This window comes from Lysobacter sp. F6437, from assembly GCF_052547215.1.
The window spans coordinates 246,123-262,310 of sequence record NZ_JBQWRB010000002.1 but is presented as its reverse complement, the minus strand read 5'-3'; the positions used below and the strand labels follow the sequence as shown (position 1 = coordinate 262,310).

The window sequence follows — 16,188 nt, the reverse complement described above, 5'->3', positions numbered from 1 at the left end:
TACTTATGTCCTCCCGTGCCCCACGTATTGAGTTTGCCGTCGGCGCCTTCCTGCTGCTGGCGCTGGCCTCGCTGCTGGTGCTGGCGCTGGCCTCCACCAACGGCAAGTTCGGCTTCGGCGGCGACCACTACGAGATCACCGCGCGCTTCACCAACCTCGGCCCGCTGCGCGCCAACGCGCCGGTCAAGATCGGCGGGGTCGCGATCGGCCACGTCTCCGGCATCACGCTGGACCCGGTCAAGCTCGACTCGGTGGTGACGCTGGCGATCGACGACCGCTATTCCGACCTGCCGGCCGACACCAGCGCGGCGATCCTGACCTCCGGCCTGCTCGGCGAGAGCTACGTCGGCCTGCAGCCCGGCGGCGACCCGGAGCCGCTGAAGGAAGGCGATGCGATCTTCCTGACCCAGTCCTCGGTCGACCTGATCCAGATGGTCGGCAAGTACATGTTCAGCGGCGGCCCGGACAATGGCGGCAATGCCGCGGGCGCGGACGAGGCCCCGGCCTCCGACGTACCCGCCTACCTGCAGGAAAGCGACCCCGCCTCCCCCACGGAATGAAGCTTATGAAACGCAACCTCATCACCGCCGTCATCGCCGCCGCGCTGCTCGCCAGCGCACCGGTCGTCGTGCTCGCCGGCCCGCAGGCCGCGACCGCCTCCACGACCGCCAGCTCGCCGAGCAAGATGGTGCTGGAGAACTCGACCCGCATCCTGACCACGCTGGAAGCCCGCCGCGACGAGTTCAAGGCCGACCGCGGGGCGCTGAAGGAATTCATCGCCAGCGAATTCAACCAGATGTTCGACCGCACGTATGCCGGCCGGCTGGTGCTGGGCCGCCACGGCCGCGGCGCCTCCGATGCCGACGTCAAGCTGTTCGCCGACGCCCTGGCCGAGAACCTGATGCAGCGCTACGGCTCCTCGCTGCTCGACTTCAACAGCAAGCTGCGGGTGCGGATGAAGTCCGAAACCCCGCTGCGCGGCGGCTCGATGGTCAAGGTCTCCAGCGAGTTCCTGCGCGAGGGCGGCGAGCCGATCCCGGTCGACTACCTGATGCGCAAGGTCGGCAGCGACTGGAAGGTGTTCGACGTGATGGTCGAGGGCGTGAGCTTCGTGCAGACCTTCCGCAACCAGTTCGACGGTCCGCTGTCGCGCAAGTCGATCGCCGAGGTCGCGGCCGACCTCAAGGCCGGCAAGCTCAAGGCCGGCGAGTAACCGTGTCCGTCGCGCCGGCTGCCGCCGTGCCCGCGAGCGTCGTCCGCGAGGGCGACGCGCTGGTGTTCCGCGGCGCGATCGACCGCGCCGCGGCGCCGGCATTGTGGAAGCAGGCGCAACCGCTGCTGGCCGGCAGCCGACGGCTCGTGCTCGGCGAGGCCGGCGCAATCGACAGTGCCGGCCTGGCGTTGCTGGCCGAACTGGCCGGCCGCGTGCCCGGTATCGCGGTCGAAGGCGAACCGCCGGGCCTGTCCGAGTTGCGCGCCGCCTATCGACTGGGGCCGGACCTCGGTTTCGGCAACGGCGGCTGATCCGCAACCCAGTGTTGCGACCCCGCGCATGGCCCTAGTCGTCGGTGCGCCCTAAACTGCCGGTTCATATGCGCCCCCACGCCCCCACTCCATCGGTCCGCGTCACCGACCGTCCGACCCGTGTCCGGAGCTTCGTGATCGGTCCGGGCCTCGGATTGTTGCTGGCCGTCGCGGGCTGCGCGTCGACCGGTTCGACCGGTTCGACCAGCTCGCCCACGCCGGCGCCCGCGACAATACCTGCCGTTCCGGCGCTCGCCGCCGACGCGGAAACCACGGCCGATGTCGCCGCGATGCCCATGGACGCGCCGACATCGCAAACGACGGATCCGGGCACGGATGCGGATGCGGCGGCGCTGGTTCCGGCCGAGACTTCGACCCCGCCCGCGGACGACCCGCGTACCCAGGCCGAGATCGACTACGCCGCGATCTACGGCGGGCAGGACAGCTACAACCCGGTGGCGGACCCGACCCTGCCGGAGCCGGCGCGGATGAGCGGCGGTTACGACCCCTGGGAGTCGTACAACCGGCAGATGCATCGCTTCAACAACCTGGTCGACCGCACCATCGCCCGGCCGCTGGCGCGGGCCTACGTCGCGGTGGTGCCGCGGCCGGTCCGGCTCGGCGTGCGCAACTTCTTCAGCAACCTCGGCCAGCCGGTGTCGGCGGTCAACGCGCTGCTGCAGGGCAAGCCGAAACAGGCGGCGCAGGCGATCGGCCGCTTCGCGCTCAACTCCACGCTGGGCATCGGCGGCATCTTCGACCCGGCCAGCGACGCCAGGCTGTCGCGGCGCAGCGAGGATTTCGGCCAGACCCTCGGTATCTGGGGCTGGGAAAAGTCGCGTTACGTGGAGCTGCCGCTGTTCGGCCCGCGTACCGTGCGCGACGTGTTCGGGATGGTCGGCGATGCGCCGCTGAGCCCGTTGCGCCAGGTCAACGACGACGCCACCCGGATCCCGCTGCAGGGACTGCAGCTGGTCGACGTGCGCACCCAGCTGCTGGCCACCGACAGCCTGCGCGAGGGTGCCGCCGACGACTACGCCCTGGTCCGTGACGCCTGGATGCAGCGCCGCGACTACCAGATCTTCGGCGACCGCAGGGCCGAGGAAGACGAAGTCGCGCTACCCGACTACCTGCGCGACGACAGCCTGCCGATCGTGCCCGCCGGTGCGGTGCCGGTGATGCCGACCGACGGCTGAACCGGGATGGCCTCGGTGGAACGCGTCACGCCACGGGGATAGGCTCACCGGATCCGCAATCCCGACAGTCGTCCAAAAGGAGTTTGCCCGATGCGTATCCCCCGTCCTTCCATCCCGATGCTTGGCCTGCTGTCGTTGCTCGGCGTATCCGCCTGCACCTCGGCGACCCCGTATGCGGATCTGCCGCAGACCACCGTGCGCGGTCTCTACGTGTCGCAGGATGGTGCACAGACGCTGCGCCCGTGCGGTGCCGCGGACATCCACTGGATCACCGGCTCCGACGCCGTGCTCGAACCCGTGCGCACCCGCTCGGAAGCGCGCTCCATGGCGCTGGGGCAGCCCCACCAGGGCGTCTACGCGGAAGTCAGCGGCGGGCTGGAAACGCCGCCGGCCGAAGGCGTGCCCGTGGGCTACGACGGCGTGCTGCATGCCAGCCACGCGACCCTGCTGGCCGACCATCTCCCGCCCAGTTGCGTGGCCACGACACCCGCGACCGCGGGCGCCTGATCACTCGCTTTCGTCGCCCTCCAGGCCGGCGCCGAGCAGGTGCCGGCTCTCGTCGGCCGGCAACGATTCGACATCGCGCAGCTTGCGGGTCAACACCCGGGTGCGGCGCTCGGTGTCGTCGATCTTGTTGCCGGCCTCGACCAGCTTCTTCTTGACCCCGGCCAGCACGTCGCCGAACTTGCCGAACTCGGTCTTGACCGCGCCGAGGGTGCGCCAGACCTCACTGGAACGCTCCTGGATCGCCAGCGTCCGGAACCCCATCTGGAAGCTCGTCATCAGCGCCAGCAGCGTGGTCGGGCCGGCGACCGCGATGCGCTGGTCACGTTGCAGCGCTTCGACCAGCCCCGGGCGACGCAGCACCTCCGCGTACAGGCCCTCGGTCGGCAGGAACAGGATGCCGAACTCGGTGGTGTGCGGCGCGCACAGGTACTTTTCGCGGATGCGCGCGGCCTCCTTGCGCACCGCACGCTCCAGCGCGTCGCTGGCGGCACGCGCGGACTCGACCTCGCCACGCTCCTGCGCGTCGAGCAGTCGCTCGTAATCCTCGCGCGGGAACTTGGCGTCGATCGGCAGCCACACCGGTGCCTCCCCGCTGGAGCCAGGGAAGCGCACCGCAAACTCGACCCGCTCGTTGCTGCCCGGCACCGTCGCCACGTTGGCGGCGTACTGGTCGGGCGCGAACACCTGCTCCAGCAGCCCGGCCAGCTGCACCTCGCCGAACACGCCGCGTGACTTCACGTTGCTGAGCACGCGCTGCAAACCGCCGACATCGGCCGCCAGCTTGGTCATGTCGCCGAGCCCTTGGTGGACCTTGGCCAGCATGGTGGTGACGTTGCCAAAGCTCTCGGTCAGGCGCGTTTCCAGGGTGGCATGCAACTTCTCGTCGACGGTCGCGCGCATCTGCTCGAGCTTGGCTGCGTTGTCGGCCTGCAGGTTCCGCAACTGCTGTTCAAGCGTGGCGCGCATCTCGCCGATGCGCTGCTCGTTGCGCTGGGTCAGTTCGCTCAGGCGCTGGCCGATCGCATCGCTGGAACGCTGCTGCAACTCGGCACCCTCGGCGCGGGCCTTGCGCGCGTCGTCGATCAACGCCTCGCGCAGCAGGTCGAGCCGCTGGTCGGTGCGCTGGGTGAGTTCGGCAAGGTTGCGGCCGAAGCCGTCGATGCGGGTTCCCTGCTGGCCCGACAGGCTGTCGAGCTGCTGCCGCAGTTCGGTGCGGCCCTCGCGCTGTTCGTCGCGCAGGGCCTGCTCCAGCCGGCTGCGATGCGCCTCCAGCACGGTGTCGGGCTTGCGCCGCACCAACAGCACCAGCAACACGATCGCCACGAGGACGGCGACCAGCACGACAACGAGAAGCGCGGATTCGGACATGTCGCCAGTGTAGCCGTCGCGGTCGCAGCGGTTGCGACCGCGCGACGGGAGTATCGTCAGCCCACTACCCGTTTGGAGGATCCGCGATGACCCACAAGGGAAGCTGCCACTGCGGCAAGGTGACGTTCGAGGTCGACGGCGAAATCGGCACCGCGGTGTCGTGCAACTGCTCGATCTGCCAGCGCAAGGGCTCGCTGCTGTGGTTCGTGCCGCGCGACAGCCTGCGCGTGCAGGGCGAGGACGCGCTGTCGAGCTACACCTTCAACAAGCACGTGATCCAGCACCGCTTCTGCGCGACCTGCGGCATGCATCCGTACGGCGAAGGCACCGACCCGAAGGGCAATGCGACGGCCGCGGTCAACATCCGCTGCCTGGAGGACATCGACCTGGAATCGGTTCCGGTCCAGCACTACGACGGGCGTTCGATGTAACGCACCGGGTCGATCGGCGGCCTGACCGATGGCACTGTGCCCCGGCGCCGGCCCAACCGACCCTGCGCCTACGCCATCGAGCAGGACGCCCACATGTCGCACGCACGCCTCATCCCGTTACTGGTACTGGCAACCACCATCGGTTGCAGCCACGCAGCCACCCCGGCCGCCACGCCGCCGACGGTTATCCCGATCTCGCCCTATCTCGACACCGTGCCCTCGCTGGAAGTCACCGTCGATGGCGAACCGCGACGCTTCCTGCTCGACACCGCCGGCGGGATCACCGTCGCCACCCCGGAGTTCGCCACGGACATCGGATGCACCCCGTGGGGCCGGCTGACCGGCCACCGCATGCGCGGCGACCGCGTCGACGGCGCACGTTGCGATGACGTCGAACTGCAGGTGTCCGGTGTGCCGCTGGAACTGTCGAGCGTCCTGGTGTGGGATCTGTCCAAGCTGTTGCCGCAGGACGCGCCACCATTGGCGGGTTCGATGGGGCTGGATGCATTGCGGGACCACGCCATCACCCTGGACCTGGGCGCCGGCGAGCTGACCGTGGAAACCCCGACCAGCCTGGCGGCTCGCGTACGACGCGCAACCGAAGTGCCGGTGCGCTTCAGCCGCGAGGTCCAGGGACTGGCGCTGGTGCCATTCATCCCGGTCGAAACGCCCAAGGGCCAGCTGTGGATGGAACTCGACAGCGGCAGCGATGGCGCCCTGATCGTAGGCCGGCACGCCGCATCCGCCCTGGGACTGGATGCAGACGCGGACGACCGGCAGGCCATCACGCTCGAACTGGGCGGCGGCATCGAAGTGGATGCACAGGCGAGGGTCGACGACCTCATCATCGACGGCAACATCGGTTCCCCGGTGCTGCGCCGGTGGGCGGTGACCATCGACCTGGCCAACGAACGCCTGTGGATCGCGCCCAGCGCCGGGACCCCCACGGACGACACCGCTGCCGGAACTACCGCGGAAGCGCACTGATCCGAGGCGTCGATCCCCGGCCGAGCCTGTCCTGGCCACCCACGCCGGCGCCGCTCAGCGGCTGTCGCCTTTCGGGAACCGCACGCGCTGCGGCTCGGCATTGAGCCGCCGCAGCATCTCCACGATCAGCCGGGTCTTGACCGAGCCGGAGTCCAGTCACCCCGGCCGTTGTTCCCGCTGTTGCTGTTTGCTGTTTGCTGCTACGAACTCAATCCAGCACGCGACAAAACACAGCCTTCAGATACCGCGACTCCTGCGCCTGCGCCAACCACGGATGGTCCGGTCCCGCACCGGCAACCTTGAGCACCTGCACCGTGCGATTGGAATAGAACGCCGCCCGCCGCAGCATGTCGAGGAACTGCTCCTCGCTGACCAGCCCCGTGCACGAGAACGTCGCGAACAACCCACCCGGCTTGACCACCGACATCGCCAGCTTGTTCATGTCGAGATACTTCTTCAGCGCCGGGATCACCTGCTCCCGATCGCGCGTCATCTTGGCCGGGTCGAGGATCACCACGTCGTACTGCTCGCCCGCATTCCCCGCATCACGCAACCACGGAAAAATGTCGGCCTGGATGAAACGCGGCCGCACGTTGTTGAGCTTCGCGTTGCCCTTGGCGATCTCGATCACGTCCGCATCGATGTCGACCCCGACCACCTCGCTCGCCCCGCGTACCGCCGCATAGACCGCGAACCCGCCGGTGTTGCAACACAGGTCGAGCACGCGCTTGTCCCCGACCTGCTGCGACAACCACTGCCGGTTCTCGCGCTGGTCGGCGAAGAAGCCAGTCTTGTGCGCACCGGCCGGATCGGCACGGAACTTCACCCCGTACTCGGTAATGACGCTCGGCTGCACCGGCTCGGTGCCGCGGAAGTCGAAGCTCTCCTGCTTCTGCACGTGCTCGTCGGCAAACATGTAGAAACGGCAGCCCGGGAACTGCTCGCGCAGCGCGGCCTGGATCCACTCGCGGTGGCGGAACGCGCCGGCGCTGAAGAACTCCAGCACCAGCAGGTCGGCGTAGCGGTCGATCACCAGCCCACTGATGCCGTCGCCCTCGCTGTGGAACACGCGCCAGGCGTCGGACACCTCGTCGAGCTTGAGCAGGTCGCGGCGCAGCGACACCGCGGCGGCGATCTTGCGCGCGAACCAGTCGGCATCGATCACCGCGTTCGGGTCGCTGTCGAGCATGCGCAGCGCGATCCGCGAGTGGCCGTTGTAGAAGCCCCTGCCGATCAGGTCGCCATCGACGCCGATCACGTCGACGATCGAACCGGGCTTCGGGCGCTGCTCGGGCTTGGCGACCAGCCGCTGGAAGATCCACGGGTGCGAGGACTTCCAGGCGTTCTTGAGGTGGACGGTGGGGATGGCGGTCGCGTCGTTCATCGCGCCATTCTACGCGGCCGCCGGAAGCCAACACGGGTGCCAACGCGCGCGCCACCATTGGAATGCCCGGCGGCGGCACCATGTCGGGCACATGCACCTGCCCGTCGACGAGAATCCACTCGATCCCAAGGCCCAGCGCGCGGTCGACCGCAAGCGCTGGCTGCGGGCGTTCAACCTCAGCCTCGGCTTCGTGCTGGTGCTGCTGGTGGTGTTCGTGGCCCAGAGCCAGTTCGACCTGGGTGCGTGGACAGTGCAGCCATGGTCGACCGCCGGCCTGCTCGGCCTGCTGGGAGCGCCGCTGCTGCATGGCTCGATTGAGCACCTCGCGGCCAATTCGATCTCGCTGCTGATCCTGGGCACGCTCGCCGGCGGCATGTATCCCCATGCGACCCCGCGAGCGCTGCCGTTGATCTGGCTCGGTTCCGGCCTGGTCGCATGGCTGCTCGGCGACCCCGGCTCGCGCCACCTCGGCGCCAGCGGACTGACCCACGGCCTGATGTTCCTGGTGTTCATGCTCGGCCTGTTGCGCCGGGACCGCCCCGCGATCGCGGCGGCGATGATCGCGTTCTTCCTCTACGGCGGCATGCTGCTGACGGTGTTCCCGCGCGAAGCCGGCATTTCGTGGCAGGCGCACATGGGCGGCGCACTCGGCGGCGCGGTCGCGGCGCTGCTGTGGCGCCGCCTCGACCCGCAGGCCCCGCGCAAGCGTTACAGCTGGGAGATCGAGGAAGCGGCCGGGCAGGCTCGGTCGGACGACGAACGCGACAGCCTCGAACCGCCGTCGCCACACGACGTGCCGGTGTTGTGGAAGCGCGAAGCCGACGACGAGCAGCGCGGCGTGGTGTTGCGGTTCCCGTCACGCGACTGACCGCCGCAAAGTCGCGCCACTTCCGGCATACGCGACGACCCGGCGCAGCGTCTAGACTCGACCGCTCACCCACATCGACAGGGAATTCGCATGGAACGTTGGTATTTCAGCGCCGGCAGCAACAGCCAGCGGGTCGGTCCGCTCGACGACAACGCCGCACGCGCACATGCACAACAGCACCCCGAGGATTTCTGCTGGCGCGAGGGCTTCGCCCAGTGGCAGCCGGTCGGCGACGTCGCCGAACTGGGCGCCGTGGCAGGCACCCGTCCGCCGAGCATGCCGGCGATGCCGTCCACCGGTTCCGGCCGCGGCAATGACGACGAAATCGACTACCGCATCGTCGGCAGCGACATGCAGTTCGTCGAGGTCGAGCTCGACCCCGGCGAAAGCGCGATCGCCGAAGCCGGTTCGCTGATGTACAAGGACGCCGCGGTGCAGATGGACACCGTGTTCGGCGACGGCAGCCATGCCGGCCAGGGCGGTGGCTTCATGGACAAGCTGATGTCGGCCGGCAAGCGCGTGGTCACCGGCGAGAGCCTGTTCACCACCGTGTTCACCCATGCCGGCCAGGGCAAGGCCAAGGTCGCGTTCGCCGCGCCCTACCCCGGTACGGTGATGGCGATGAAGCTGTCCGACCACGGCGGCCGCCTGGTCTGCCAGAAGGACAGCTTCCTGGCCGGCGCGCGCGGGGTGCAGGTTGGCATCCACTTCCAGAAGAAGATCCTGACCGGCCTGTTCGGTGGCGAGGGCTTCATCATGCAGAAGCTCGAAGGCGACGGCTGGGTGTTCGTGCACGCCGGCGGCACCGTGATGGAGATCGACCTCAAGGCCGGCGAGCGGCTCGATGTCGACACCGGCTGCGTGATGGCCTACCACTCCAGCGTCGACATGGACGTGCGCGCGGTCGGCGGCATCAAGAGCATGCTGTTTGGTGGCGAGGGCGTGTTTCTGGCCACCCTGACCGGACCGGGCAAGGTCTGGCTGCAATCGCTGCCGTTCTCGCGCATGGCCGGGCGGATGCTGGCGGCGGCGCCCGGTGGCGGCGGTCGCGACAAGGGCGAGGGCTCGGTGCTCGGCGGCCTTGGCGGACTGATCAGCGGCGACCGCGGCTTCTAGGCGGCACGCGTAGCCGAAGGCGGCCATTCAAGCGTTCGCGGCTATGCTGCGGCGCTTCGTGCCGGCCGCCCCGGTTTCACTGAGCCGCTTCCCCATGAATTTCCCGCAATTGCGTCCCCTGCTGGTGTTGTCGGTCGCCGTTTTGCTGAGTGCCTGCTTCGGCAAGCCGCGGCCGGCCCCGCCGGAGCCGGCTCCACCGGCGGTCGCGGTGCCCCCGATCAAGGTCGGCCTCGCGCTCGGCGGCGGCGCGGCCAAGGGCTTCGCGCATATCGGCGTGATCAAGGTGCTGGAGGCCCACGGGCTGGAGCCGGTGGTGGTTTCCGGCACCAGCGCCGGCAGCGTGGTCGGCGCGCTGTATGCCAGCGGCATGGGGCCGTTCCAGTTGCAGCGGCATGCCATCGCGCTGGACGAGGACGAGATCCGCGATGTCAGCCTGTTCTCCGGCGGGCTGGTCGAGGGCCGACTGCTGCAGGACTACGTCAACAAGCTGGTCGGGCAGCGCCCGATCGACCGCTTCGCCAAACCATTCGCCGCGGTCGCGACACGGCTCGAGGACGGCAAGCGCAGCGTGTTCGTGCGCGGCGACACCGGGCAGGCGGTGCGCGCGTCATCGAGCATTCCCGGCGTGTTCGAACCGGTCGCGATCGGCAAGTGGCACTACGTCGATGGCGGCGTGGTCAGCCCGGTGCCGGTCGACGCCGCGCGCCAGCTCGGCGCCGAGTTCGTGATCGCGGTGGATATCTCCAGCCAGGCCAGTGGCACGATGCCCGGCAGCCTGCTCGGCATCGTCAACCAGTCGATCACGATCATGGGGCGCCAGCTCGGCGCGCAGGAACTGGCGCGCGCCGACGTGGTGATCAGCCCGGCGGTCAGCGACATCGGCGCGGCGGATTTCGAGCAGCGCCACCGCGCGATGCTGCAGGGCGAGCGGGCCGCGCAGGCGGCGCTGCCGCGGATCCGCGCGAAGCTGGCGGCCATGCAGCAGGCTCGCGTCGACGCGGCCATCACCAAGGCACGCGCGGCGGCCAGCGCGCGGGCCGAGGCGGTCGCCCGCTGCAGGCAGGCGCAGGGCTGGTTCGACGACGAGGCCGAGTGCGACGCGCTCAGCGCGCCGGCAGCGGCATCCCCTGGAACGCCTTGACCGTACGCAGCACGAAGCTGGAGTTGACGTCGTCGACCCCGGCCTGGTTGAGCAGGCGGTCGAGCAGGAAATGCGAGAAGTGTTCGAGGTCGCGCACGGCGACCTGCAACAGATAGTCCATGTCGCCGGTCAGCGCGTGGCAGGCGACCACCTCGTCCCACTGGTTGACGAAGTCGCTGAAGGCCTCGACCGAGGCGCTGTCGTGTCGGTGCAACTGCACCCGCACGAACGCCTGCAGGCCGAGCCCGAGCCGCTCCGGATCGACCTCGGCGCGATAGCCGGAAATCACCCCGTCGCGCTCCAGCCGCTGCACCCGGCGCAGGCAGGCCGACGGCGACAGGTTGACCCGTTCGGCCAGCTCGGCGTTGGTCTGGCGGCCGGCGCGCTGCAGCTCGGCGAGCAGCAAGAGGTCGGTGCGATCAAGTGAGGTTGTCGTCATTGGATGCGCCCTGTCTCCATCTGACGCAATTATCGTGTGCGGACTCCGGTATTTCAAACAACAACGCAACACAATTGCAGCGATTCCGCTCTAGAGTGGAAGGACACCATTTCGGTTGCTTTCGCATCAGGAGAACCACGCCATGGAATCGCCCAACCGCGTCGAATCACAACTGACCGACAAGGGCTACGTGCCGGTCTACACGACCGCCGTGGTCGATCAGCCGTGGGACAGCTACACCGACACCGACCACCGGGTCTGGGCGCAGCTGTTCGAGCGCCAGAAGCAGATCCTGCCGGGCCGTGCCAGCGACGAATTCATGGCCGCGCTCGCCGCGATGGAGATGACCCCGGACCGGATCCCGAAGTTCGACGACCTCAACCCGATCCTGCGCGCCGCCACCGGCTGGGAGCTGATCGGCGTCGAGGGCCTGCTGCCCGAACTGACCTTCTTCGAGCACCTCGCCAACCGCCGCTTCCCGGTGACCTGGTGGATCCGCAAGCCCGACCAGATGGACTACCTGTCCGAGCCGGACCTGTTCCACGACCTGTTCGGCCACGTGCCGCTGCTGATGAACCCGGTGTTCGCCGACTACATGGAGGCCTACGGCCGGGGCGGCGTGAAGGCGCACGGCATCGGCGAGGACGCGCTGGTCAACCTGACCCGGCTGTACTGGTACACGGTCGAGTTCGGCCTGATCCGGCAGCAGGACGGCCTGCGGATCTATGGCAGCGGCATCGTGTCGTCCAAGGGCGAGTCGATCCACTGCCTGGAGTCGGACGCCCCCAACCGGATCGGCTTCGACCTGCAGCGCGTCATGCGCACGCGCTACCGGATCGACACCTTCCAGAAGACCTACTTCGTGATCGACAGCTTCGAGCAGCTGATGGACGCCACCGGCCCGGACTTCGCGCCGATCTACGACAAGCTCGCGCAGCTCGAGTCGATCCCGGCCGGCAACGTGCTCGACGACGACAACGTCTACAACCGCGGTACCGGCGAAGGCTGGCCCACCGACGCCGACGTCTGAGTGTCAGCGCGCCTGCGCGCGCGTGGCTTCCAGTGGTGGTCGAGCCAGAGCTTGGCGAGGGTGGCGATCAGCAGCGGCCCGAACCACGCGGTGTAATGCAGCGCCACCCCGTCGATCGCGGGCAGCAGCCTCGGCAGGCCCAGTGCCAGGAACGCGATGTGGGTGGCGACGCCATTGCCGACCATCTGGGAGTAGTGTTCGACCAGCCACCAGCGCGGCCGCTCCGCCAGCCGGTCGCGGCGCAAGCGCTTGAGCAGCATGGCGCCACCGTTCAGCAGTCCGACCATCGAGAACCCGATCAGCAGTGGCGCGCCCGCCCGCACACCCAGCAGCAACACGCCCACCCCGCTGGCAACCGACAACAGGCCCAGCGCGACGAACACCGGCCCGGTGTAGCGCACCACATCGTGCTTGTCGCCCACCGCACGCCAGGCACCCCACACGCCGGTGGCGGTGATCACCACCAGATAGCCGAGAAACGCCGCGATCACCTGATCGCCATCGATCAGGCGCTGCACGGCCAGCGGCACGGCGCTGACGATCACCGCCACCATCGACAGCAGGTAGACGCGACCGGACAACCGGTGGCGCGGGCTGCCCTTGCGGAGCAGCGCCGCCAGCCAGAACGTGACCAGCGCGAGGGTGCCGGCGATGGCGTGCAGCGACAGGAACCATGAGTAGGCGGGCATGGTAGTGCTCCGTGATTCAGTGCCGGCAGCGTGCCTCTGCACCGCCGGTGGTCGCAGTCCCGACGGTCACCGGATCGACCTGCCGGAAGTCACTTTCTGCCGTCCGTGCATTGCGCCGGGCCGGACGCGGGGCCAGCATCGACGCATGGAATTCCTGCGCGCACTGACCCAGCCGATGTTGCTGGCCGGATTGGTCACCTGGGGCGCAGTCGCGCTCGGCCTGTCGGTGGAGGAGTCCGACCGTTCCGTGCTTCTGTGGTCGCTGGCGCTGGCCTACCTGGTCGCGTTCGTCACGATCGACATGGTGCCGCCGCGATGGGAGCGACGGTTGCGGATGCCACTGCTGTTGCTGCAGGCGGGTTGCGCGCTGGCGCTGGTATGGCTGGCGCCACGCGGTGGCACCGCGCCAGTGTTGCTGGTGGTACTGGTGGCGCAACTGGCGACGGCGATGCCGCCGCGGGTCACGGTGCCGGTGGTGATCGCGCTCAACATCGCGTTCTACCTGCTGCTGCGCGGCGCCGGTTACTCGCAGCCGCTGCTGGTTGCCACCCTGTATCTGGGCTTCCAGGCATTTGCCGCGCTGACCGCGCACTACGCGCGTACCGTCGAGGCCTCGCGCGATGCGCTGGCAATGGTCAACGCCGACCTGCTGGCGACCCGCGCGCTGCTGGCCGACAGCGCACGCAGCAACGAGCGGTTGCGGGTCGCGCGCGAGCTGCACGACGTCGCTGGCCACAAGCTCACCGCGCTCGGCCTCAACCTGCGGCTGCTGGAGGCCGACCCGGCGCTGCGCATGCGTGACGAGCTGCACACCTGTCGACAACTCTCCGGCGAACTGCTTGGCGACCTGCGCAACCTGGTCGCGGCGATGCGCCACGACGACGGCCTCGACCTCGCCACCGCCCTGCACGCACTCGCCGCACCGCTGCCGAAGCCGTCGCTGCAACTGCGTATCGATCCGGCGGTGCGGGTGACCGACCCGGCCGTGGCCGATGCAATCGTGCGCACCGTGCAGGAGGCGCTGACCAACGCGGCCCGCCACGCCGGCGCCGAACGGTTGACGGTGGCGCTGAGCCGGGACGGCGACACCCTGCACCTGCAAATCGACGACGACGGCCGCCTGCGCGGGCTGCTGCGCGAGGGCAACGGCCTGGCCGGCATGCGCGAACGGCTGGCGATGCTCGGCGGCCAACTGGCGTTGTCGACCGGCGCGACCGGCGCGCTGCGGATCGACGCGGAGATTCCGGCGTGAACGCGTCTTCGATGCCATTGCAGATAGCGCTGGCCGACGACCAGGCGCTGGTTCGCGCCGGCCTGCGCGCGCTGTTGCTGCAGCAGGGCATCGTGGTCGCGGTCGAGGCCGACGACGGCGAGGCGCTGCTGGCGCAATTGCCGGACCACCCGGTCGACGTGGTCCTCAGTGACGTGCGCATGCCCGGGGTCGACGGCATCGAGGCGTTGCGCCGGCTGCGCGCGCGCGGCGACGCCACCCCGGTGCTGCTGCTCACCACCTTCGACGAACCCGACCTGCTGTTGCAGGCGACAGAGGCCGGCGCCCAGGGCTTCCTGCTCAAGGACGCCGCGCCGGAAGACCTCCGTGCGGCGATCGAGGCGATCGCCGGCGGCGCCAGCCTGTTGCAGCCGGTCAGCACCGATCCGATCCGCTCGCGTTACCGCTATCACGCCGACGACGCCCCGAAGGAGCGTTTCAGCGAACGCGAGGTCGCGGTCCTGCGCCTGCTCGCGGGCGGCTACTCCAACAAGGAGATCGCCCGCGCGATGTTCCTCGCCGAGGGCACGGTCAAGAACTACGTCTCGGTGATCCTGGAGAAGCTCGATACCCGCGACCGCACCCGCGCGGTGCTGAAGGCGATCACCCTGCGGGTGATCTGAGAAAGCGACACGCCGGGCTGAACGCAGGTTCATCCAGCCTGCACCGGTCTGTCACAGGGACACGGCGATGATGTGCGGCTTCCGATCTCAGCCCCTGCGACCGATGCTGGCCACGCTTCGCCCCATGAACTTCTCCCACGACGAACTGCAACAGGAACTGGCGCGCACCGAGGCCACCTTTGCGCTCGCGATCCGGCATGCGGGCGGTGGTCACGACCCGGCACTGGAGCGCCAGCTCGACGGCCACGGCCGCAGCCTCCGGGCGATGCTCGACGCCGATGCCGCGGTGGTGGTGGACGATGCGCTGGATGCCGCCAAGCGGGTACTGGACGCGGCCGACCCGGCCGCGCCCCTGCTGATGCTGGAAATGGCAAGGGCCAACCTGGCCGCGGTGGCGCGCCGGTCGTCCCGCCTGCGCGACGCCGCCTGACGCGGACCGGGACGCCGGTCTACTCCGTGGTCCCGCCGGCCGGCTTGCAATGACCCGGCTTACAATGGCGGTTTCCGCCACTGCCACCGCATCCATGACCACATCCGCCAGCCCCGGCTCCGCCGGATCGACCGCGCCCGTCTCGCTGACCCGCTTCCTGATCGAGGAGCAACGCGCCGGCCATGTCGGCCCGGACCTGCGGCTGCTGATCGAGGTGGTCGCGCGCGCCTGCAAGCGGATCTCGATCGAGGTCGGCAAGGGCGCGCTCGGCGGCGTGCTTGGCGATGCCGGCGAGCCCGGCGTGGCCAGCATCAACATCCAGGGCGAGGCGCAGAAGAAGCTCGACGTGATCGCCAACGACGTGCTGCTGGAAGCCAACGCCTGGGGCGGCCACCTCGCCGGCCTGGCGTCCGAGGAGATGGACCACAGCATGCCGATCCCGGATGTCTATCCGCGCGGCAACTACCTGCTGCTGTTCGACCCCCTCGATGGCAGCTCCAATATCGACGTCAACATCTCGGTCGGCACCATCTTCTCGGTGCTGCGCTGCCCCGAGGGCGTGACCACCCCGGGCGATGAGCACTTCCTGCAGCCGGGCACCGCGCAGGTCGCGGCCGGCTATTGCACCTACGGCCCCAACACGACCCTGGTGCTGACCGTCGGCCACGGCACCCACGCGTTCACCCTCGACCGCGAGGTCGGCAGCTTCATGCTGACCACGCGCGGCATGCGGATCCCCGAGGAGACCAAAGAGTTCGCGGTCAACATGTCCAACCAGCGCCACTGGCAGCCGCCGATGCAGGCCTACGTGACCGACCTGCTGGCCGGCACGACCGGGCCGCGCGGCAAGGACTTCAACATGCGCTGGGTCGCCAGTATGGTCGCCGACGTGCATCGCATCCTGACCCGCGGCGGCATCTTCAGCTATCCGCTGGACGCCAAGTGCGCGGCCAACGGCGGCAAGTTGCGGCTGATGTACGAAGCCAACCCGATGAGCTTCCTTGTCGAACAGGCCGGCGGCGGCGCCAGCACCGGCCGCGGCCGGATGATGGAGGTGCAGCCGAGCGGACTGCACCAGCGCGTGCCGGTGTTCCTCGGCTCGAAGGCCGAGGTCGAGGCTGCGGTCGGTTACCACCAGCGGCACGACGCCGCGACCACCTGACCCTCGCATCCGCGGTCCCGCCT

The 16,188-nt window shown here is 69.1% G+C and carries 19 protein-coding genes; 15 read left to right on the top strand and 4 right to left on the bottom strand.

Annotated features, from left to right (window positions below):
* The first annotated feature begins 5 nt into the window (after nt 1–5).
* From mlaD to ACT9F5_RS09735, 5 genes are all read left to right on the top strand, one after another.
* A complete protein-coding gene (gene mlaD / locus ACT9F5_RS09755) occupies nt 6–560 on the top strand; it encodes an outer membrane lipid asymmetry maintenance protein MlaD (protein WP_445119751.1) in 555 nt (184 codons plus the stop codon).
* Between the two features lie 5 nt (nt 561–565).
* Nucleotides 566–1,213, top strand: a complete 648-nt coding sequence (locus ACT9F5_RS09750) for an ABC transporter substrate-binding protein (protein ID WP_445119750.1) — start codon at nt 566–568, stop codon at nt 1,211–1,213.
* Between the two features lie 26 nt (nt 1,214–1,239).
* Nucleotides 1,240–1,524, top strand: coding sequence for an STAS domain-containing protein (locus tag ACT9F5_RS09745; RefSeq protein WP_445119749.1), 285 nt, complete (start codon nt 1,240–1,242; stop codon nt 1,522–1,524).
* 68 nt (nt 1,525–1,592) lie between these two features.
* Nucleotides 1,593–2,720 (top strand): MlaA family lipoprotein, encoded by a 1,128-nt coding sequence (locus tag ACT9F5_RS09740; protein WP_445119748.1) that lies wholly within the window; start codon nt 1,593–1,595, stop codon nt 2,718–2,720.
* A 90-nt stretch (nt 2,721–2,810) separates the two neighbouring features.
* Nucleotides 2,811–3,227, top strand: coding sequence for a hypothetical protein (locus ACT9F5_RS09735; protein WP_445119747.1), 417 nt, complete (start codon nt 2,811–2,813; stop codon nt 3,225–3,227).
* On the opposite strand, the gene rmuC is transcribed toward ACT9F5_RS09735, so the two are convergent.
* Nucleotides 3,228–4,595: a DNA recombination protein RmuC gene (rmuC, locus tag ACT9F5_RS09730; RefSeq protein ID WP_445119746.1), complete on the bottom strand. Its 1,368-nt coding sequence runs from the start codon at nt 4,593–4,595 to the stop codon at nt 3,228–3,230.
* A gap of 86 nt (nt 4,596–4,681) precedes the next feature.
* Between rmuC and ACT9F5_RS09725 the strand changes: the two genes are divergently transcribed.
* Together ACT9F5_RS09725 and ACT9F5_RS09720 are read left to right on the top strand one after the other, a co-directional pair.
* A complete protein-coding gene (locus ACT9F5_RS09725; RefSeq protein ID WP_445119745.1) occupies nt 4,682–5,026 on the top strand; it encodes a GFA family protein in 345 nt (114 codons plus the stop codon).
* 93 nt (nt 5,027–5,119) lie between these two features.
* Entirely contained in the window at nt 5,120–6,013 is an 894-nt protein-coding gene (locus tag ACT9F5_RS09720; protein ID WP_445119744.1) for a hypothetical protein, read from the top strand.
* 208 nt (nt 6,014–6,221) lie between these two features.
* On the opposite strand, the gene ACT9F5_RS09715 is transcribed toward ACT9F5_RS09720, so the two are convergent.
* The gene (locus ACT9F5_RS09715; protein WP_445119743.1) at nt 6,222–7,397 is read right to left on the bottom strand and encodes a class I SAM-dependent methyltransferase; all 1,176 of its coding nucleotides are present in this window, start codon (nt 7,395–7,397) and stop codon (nt 6,222–6,224) included.
* Nucleotides 7,398–7,488: 91 nt separating this feature from the next.
* Between ACT9F5_RS09715 and ACT9F5_RS09710 the strand changes: the two genes are divergently transcribed.
* From ACT9F5_RS09710 to ACT9F5_RS09700, 3 genes are all read left to right on the top strand, one after another.
* Nucleotides 7,489–8,265, top strand: a complete 777-nt coding sequence (locus ACT9F5_RS09710) for a rhomboid family intramembrane serine protease (RefSeq protein WP_445119742.1) — start codon at nt 7,489–7,491, stop codon at nt 8,263–8,265.
* 90 nt (nt 8,266–8,355) lie between these two features.
* Nucleotides 8,356–9,381: a TIGR00266 family protein gene (locus ACT9F5_RS09705; protein ID WP_445119741.1), complete on the top strand. Its 1,026-nt coding sequence runs from the start codon at nt 8,356–8,358 to the stop codon at nt 9,379–9,381.
* Nucleotides 9,382–9,475: 94 nt separating this feature from the next.
* Nucleotides 9,476–10,522: a patatin-like phospholipase family protein gene (locus ACT9F5_RS09700; RefSeq protein WP_445119740.1), complete on the top strand. Its 1,047-nt coding sequence runs from the start codon at nt 9,476–9,478 to the stop codon at nt 10,520–10,522.
* Here the strand turns inward: ACT9F5_RS09700 and ACT9F5_RS09695 are convergent.
* Nucleotides 10,485–10,961 carry an Lrp/AsnC ligand binding domain-containing protein gene (locus ACT9F5_RS09695; protein WP_445119739.1) on the bottom strand — a complete coding sequence of 159 codons (477 nt, stop codon included), beginning with the start codon at nt 10,959–10,961 and terminating at the stop codon, nt 10,485–10,487. The two genes, ACT9F5_RS09700 and ACT9F5_RS09695, sit on opposite strands and share 38 nt — an antisense overlap.
* A gap of 142 nt (nt 10,962–11,103) precedes the next feature.
* On the opposite strand from ACT9F5_RS09695, the gene phhA reads away from it, so the two are divergent.
* On the top strand, nt 11,104–11,991 hold the full coding sequence (gene phhA, locus ACT9F5_RS09690; protein WP_445119738.1) for a phenylalanine 4-monooxygenase: 888 nt from the start codon (nt 11,104–11,106) through the stop codon (nt 11,989–11,991).
* Here phhA and ACT9F5_RS09685 read toward each other — a convergent pair.
* Nucleotides 11,943–12,680 (bottom strand): hypothetical protein, encoded by a 738-nt coding sequence (locus ACT9F5_RS09685; protein ID WP_445119737.1) that lies wholly within the window; start codon nt 12,678–12,680, stop codon nt 11,943–11,945. The two genes, phhA and ACT9F5_RS09685, sit on opposite strands and share 49 nt — an antisense overlap.
* 145 nt (nt 12,681–12,825) lie before the next feature.
* Between ACT9F5_RS09685 and ACT9F5_RS09680 the strand changes: the two genes are divergently transcribed.
* The 4 genes from ACT9F5_RS09680 to ACT9F5_RS09665 all read left to right on the top strand — a co-directional run bounded on the left by ACT9F5_RS09680 (nt 12,826) and on the right by ACT9F5_RS09665 (nt 16,165).
* Complete coding sequence (locus ACT9F5_RS09680; RefSeq protein ID WP_445119736.1) at nt 12,826–13,932, top strand: histidine kinase; 1,107 nt, start codon at nt 12,826–12,828, stop codon at nt 13,930–13,932.
* Between the two features lie 11 nt (nt 13,933–13,943).
* A complete protein-coding gene (locus ACT9F5_RS09675; protein ID WP_445119735.1) occupies nt 13,944–14,573 on the top strand; it encodes a response regulator in 630 nt (209 codons plus the stop codon).
* Nucleotides 14,574–14,697: 124 nt separating this feature from the next.
* Entirely contained in the window at nt 14,698–15,003 is a 306-nt protein-coding gene (locus tag ACT9F5_RS09670) for a hypothetical protein (protein ID WP_445119734.1), read from the top strand.
* 94 nt (nt 15,004–15,097) lie between these two features.
* Complete coding sequence (locus tag ACT9F5_RS09665) at nt 15,098–16,165, top strand: class 1 fructose-bisphosphatase (protein ID WP_445119733.1); 1,068 nt, start codon at nt 15,098–15,100, stop codon at nt 16,163–16,165.
* Nucleotides 16,166–16,188 lie beyond the last annotated feature (23 nt).

Coding starts and splice junctions, on each gene's coding strand:
- mlaD (WP_445119751.1), top strand. CDS start 6: ATGTCCTCCCGTGCCCCACGTATTGAGTTTGCCGTCGGCGCCTTCCTG.
- ACT9F5_RS09750 (WP_445119750.1), top strand. CDS start 566: ATGAAACGCAACCTCATCACCGCCGTCATCGCCGCCGCGCTGCTCGCC.
- ACT9F5_RS09740 (WP_445119748.1), top strand. CDS start 1,593: ATGCGCCCCCACGCCCCCACTCCATCGGTCCGCGTCACCGACCGTCCG.
- ACT9F5_RS09735 (WP_445119747.1), top strand. CDS start 2,811: ATGCGTATCCCCCGTCCTTCCATCCCGATGCTTGGCCTGCTGTCGTTG.
- rmuC (WP_445119746.1), bottom strand. CDS start 4,595: ATGTCCGAATCCGCGCTTCTCGTTGTCGTGCTGGTCGCCGTCCTCGTG.
- ACT9F5_RS09725 (WP_445119745.1), top strand. CDS start 4,682: ATGACCCACAAGGGAAGCTGCCACTGCGGCAAGGTGACGTTCGAGGTC.
- ACT9F5_RS09720 (WP_445119744.1), top strand. CDS start 5,120: ATGTCGCACGCACGCCTCATCCCGTTACTGGTACTGGCAACCACCATC.
- ACT9F5_RS09715 (WP_445119743.1), bottom strand. CDS start 7,397: ATGAACGACGCGACCGCCATCCCCACCGTCCACCTCAAGAACGCCTGG.
- ACT9F5_RS09710 (WP_445119742.1), top strand. CDS start 7,489: ATGCACCTGCCCGTCGACGAGAATCCACTCGATCCCAAGGCCCAGCGC.
- ACT9F5_RS09705 (WP_445119741.1), top strand. CDS start 8,356: ATGGAACGTTGGTATTTCAGCGCCGGCAGCAACAGCCAGCGGGTCGGT.
- ACT9F5_RS09700 (WP_445119740.1), top strand. CDS start 9,476: ATGAATTTCCCGCAATTGCGTCCCCTGCTGGTGTTGTCGGTCGCCGTT.
- ACT9F5_RS09695 (WP_445119739.1), bottom strand. CDS start 10,961: ATGACGACAACCTCACTTGATCGCACCGACCTCTTGCTGCTCGCCGAG.
- phhA (WP_445119738.1), top strand. CDS start 11,104: ATGGAATCGCCCAACCGCGTCGAATCACAACTGACCGACAAGGGCTAC.
- ACT9F5_RS09685 (WP_445119737.1), bottom strand. CDS start 12,680: ATGCCCGCCTACTCATGGTTCCTGTCGCTGCACGCCATCGCCGGCACC.
- ACT9F5_RS09680 (WP_445119736.1), top strand. CDS start 12,826: ATGGAATTCCTGCGCGCACTGACCCAGCCGATGTTGCTGGCCGGATTG.
- ACT9F5_RS09675 (WP_445119735.1), top strand. CDS start 13,944: ATGCCATTGCAGATAGCGCTGGCCGACGACCAGGCGCTGGTTCGCGCC.
- ACT9F5_RS09670 (WP_445119734.1), top strand. CDS start 14,698: ATGAACTTCTCCCACGACGAACTGCAACAGGAACTGGCGCGCACCGAG.
- ACT9F5_RS09665 (WP_445119733.1), top strand. CDS start 15,098: ATGACCACATCCGCCAGCCCCGGCTCCGCCGGATCGACCGCGCCCGTC.